Below are 3009 nucleotides of genomic sequence, written 5' to 3'. Positions count from 1 at the left end.
GTAAGTCGTTTATTTGATAACCCAATATAATTCTCAAAGGTCATTCCTTGTTGTTCAGGCGTACCTTGATACATCCATTTCATTGTGATTTTATTTCCCGATTTGTCAATAAAATAAATATCTTTTATTGAAACAAATTGCGTTTTATTAGCTTTAAAGCTTATTGAGCCATAAATTCTATTAGCTCTTGTTAATGATGAACCAACCGTAATTAATGTAGTTAAATTTTCAAGAGTTTTTTTATCCCATCCAGTAACTTCACTTGCATTTTCGATCCATTGATTTTTTGCAAATGTTTCACTATCAGTTAATTTATCAGCATCACCATAGGTAAATAATTTAACCTTTTCATGACCGCTAAATATGGGATAATTTCCACCTATCCTTGTTCTTTCTTTTGTAATCCAATAATCTGAAAGTAATGAATCTTCCATATGTGTGTATGGATATTTTTTCATTAAAGATTCATAATAAATTCTTTCAGAAGAACTTAATGACTCTTGGGCAATACAATAAGTTTTTCGACATGAAGCAGCTAATAAACGCTCTAATTTATGATTATCTCCGTTTGCTAGCTCTTTAACGGCTTTTATTTCCTCAACATGAAGTTGTCGATTAAAACGCTCGACTAGTTCTGCTGAATTTGCACCACTAAAGACACCTTCAGCTTTACCTGTTGCAAGTAATCCAGCGAAAGCGCCAATTAAACGGCTTTTTTGGGCTTGCTCTTCACGCCAATTCTCGGTCTTAATTAAGTTATCATTAATCGTTATCGCTGCTATTTCTGCTGCAATGGCACCTGCAATCGCACCGTTGACATTTTCTCCAGCTATTTCTGCACTAACACCTGCAATAACAGCATGACTTAAAATTTTTCCTGCATGCCCTAATATTTCGCCGTTATTACCAATTAAATTCGCACCTTCAGCATGAAATTGACTGCCAAGGTTGCTTAATAAGGCGATTTTAAAATTATCAATAAAGCGACCACCTTGAATGGCAGTGCCTAATGTTGAGCTGACGATAGAATGAGAAGCAACACGCTGTGCAACTTGGCTCCAAGTTGCGTTATCAGTTATCAGTAATTTACCTGTAGAGGGTAATGTTCCACCTTGGATTGTCTGATCCCAACCCATAAATTGGTCAAGGCCATGTAATGCACCTGCAACTACCATACTGGTGAAAACTGATTTTACTGTGTCACTATTGCCTAGTGATTTGAATGTTTTATAAATATCGCCTTTATTTTCAACTAAAGAAACGGCAGCCTGTGAAGCCAAAGAAACAAAACCTGCTTGAGCAGCAACAGATGCTGAAGAAGCTATCCCAGCTGAGGCACCTGCGGCTGTTGCAACTTCGCTTGCCATTCCACCAACGGTTGTCGCAAGTGATGAGCCATAAGTAGCAATCGCGACTCCAATGGCAATAAACGCACCAAAAACAGGATTAATACGCTGAGTTTCTTCATCCCAACTGCTATATGTTTCCTTAACTAAATTCCAGTTAACATTTTCAGACTCTTGAAGTTCACTTAGCCATTCATATCCTGGTGTATTACTTAAAATTGTTAATGCTTGCTCAAGTGATTCTTCTTTTTGAGCTTTAACATCCGCAGAGATTATTTTTGGTGCATCAATTGTCAGTTTTCCGCCAATATGAAGCGCGGGTAATTGCCAAGTTTCGTTAAAATAACCTTGGTTACGGTGAGTAATATAAATATCTTGGGATTCAGTAATGATTTGTTTAAAAGTAACATCTTTTACAGCTTTAAAATAAATACTGCCTGTTTTGCTTATAATACTGGCATTATTTTTTGTATTAACTTTTGTTGCTTCAAGTGTAATATCATCATATGCAAATAAATGAATATCACCATTTGCATTAAACTCGGTAACTTTATTATTTTTATTATAAAATGTTTTCGTATATTTCTTTTTTGTGGCGCATAATGTCCACCAATTACATTTTTTCTTTTCCTCTTCGTAATAACTCGACTCTTCCATTGCTTGTGCATAAAGAAACCCACCTTGAGCAAAGCTATTAATTTCTTTATTTGCCTTCAGTTCTGATGCTTGAAATAAAATACTACCTTCTGATAAAAGAGTAATTTTATTACCACTATTAATTACAGTGCCTACTTGTTTGTGATGTTCTTCAAGCTCAGATTCTGACTCTGTATAAGAATAGGCTTGTACAGCACCCAATTGCATATCACTACCAGTAGAAATAGTGATATCATCTTCTGATTGAAAATAACTCCCTTTTGCAACAAGTTGTTCAGATGCACTTATTGTAATTCCTTTGTCTGCAACAATCGTTGTTATCGCATTTTGATTATTTTTGAAATCCGTATCAGGATTTCTAAGAGCAGAATAATTTGTTGCACCTAAATTTATATTTTGACCTGCAAATAGCGTTACTTTATTATTTGAGTAAATAAGTACCGACGTTAAATCAATATCACGAGCGGCATTCATTAAAATATTATTCTTCGCAACTATTTTTGAACGTAATTGAGGATAATTAATATTAGCAAAAAAAGGATCAACGTCTTTTATTGGTTTTGACGCTAGAAATATATCCTTCCCTGTTGTAAAGGTAATATTTTTACCAGCAATATATTTTATTCCTTGACTAACTATATTTTTTCCAGCAGTTAAATTTATATCCCCCATACTTTCCCAGATACCTATATTAGATACGAGATCTGATAAAGATGTTTTCTTCCTCATTTCAGGTAGTAAATTAAATAAAAGTGATTCATCACGATTAATAAAAATATTACCCAGTGCAGTTAGGCTAATTTCATTTGGTGTCTTAATTTGTATGTTTTCGAGAATAATATTATTTCCCGAATAAAACATAATTGAATTATCAGCAAAAATAGTTGGTGGTGAAAAATAATGATGAGAATAAGAATAAGCAGGATTTAATGAATAGTTAATATTGCCACTTCTAGTAATAAAACTAACATCTTTGGTTACCAGCGCACCTTGACTGTAGTTGATA

At 33.9% G+C, this 3009-nt stretch carries 1 protein-coding gene; it reads right to left on the bottom strand.

All coding sequences use genetic code 11. From position 1 onward, the window contains the following. A partial coding sequence (locus M983_RS13400; protein ID WP_167348684.1) for a DUF637 domain-containing protein occupies positions 1-3009 on the bottom strand: 3009 nt, incomplete at both ends.

Source organism: Proteus myxofaciens ATCC 19692 (genome assembly GCF_001654855.1).
In the GTDB taxonomy this organism is placed as follows: Bacteria; Pseudomonadota; Gammaproteobacteria; order Enterobacterales; family Enterobacteriaceae; genus Proteus; species Proteus myxofaciens.
Note: the sequence above shows the minus strand (reverse complement) of the source record. Positions and strands in the feature narration are given on the sequence as shown.